This is a genomic window from Corynebacterium sp. HMSC077D03 (assembly GCF_001808545.1).
GTDB lineage: Bacteria > Actinomycetota > Actinomycetes > Mycobacteriales > Mycobacteriaceae > Corynebacterium > Corynebacterium simulans.
In genome coordinates, this window is record NZ_KV793711.1 from 1 (window position 1) to 386 (window position 386).

The following is a 386-nucleotide window of genomic DNA, read 5'->3' on the forward strand; positions in this document are numbered from 1 at the left end:
GATGACGCGTTGTGCATGGACGAGACAACGCTGAATCATCGCGTTTGGCCAGCAGGCTTTAATCGCGGTGAGTGCGCCTTGTCCGCCGTCGAGGACGACGCAGAGTGGTTCGGCGATTTTGCGAAGTAGCTGCGTGTATGCGTGGGCTGTTTCGTGTTTGGTCCAGTGCCATGCAATGACGTGGTCGCGGCTGGCTGCCACAAGTAGGCAGCCAGCCGCGGTGTAGGTGCCGTCGATGAAGATCTGATCGTAGACGCGCTGCGGGGCACCGTCGTTGGGGACGTCGATGAGCCAAAACGGTTCGAATCGGCGATCAAGTGTCCAACGACTCACCCTTTGTTGCCCGGCGAGTTCAGACAACGTCGCTGTGGAGGTGACATAGGAGA

At 59.1% G+C, this 386-nt stretch carries 1 protein-coding gene; it reads right to left on the bottom strand.

Annotation, left to right across the window (positions count from 1 at the left end; all coding sequences use genetic code 11):
- The coding region (locus HMPREF2888_RS12665) for a transposase (protein WP_141744871.1) at positions 1-386 on the bottom strand (386 nt) is incomplete at both ends.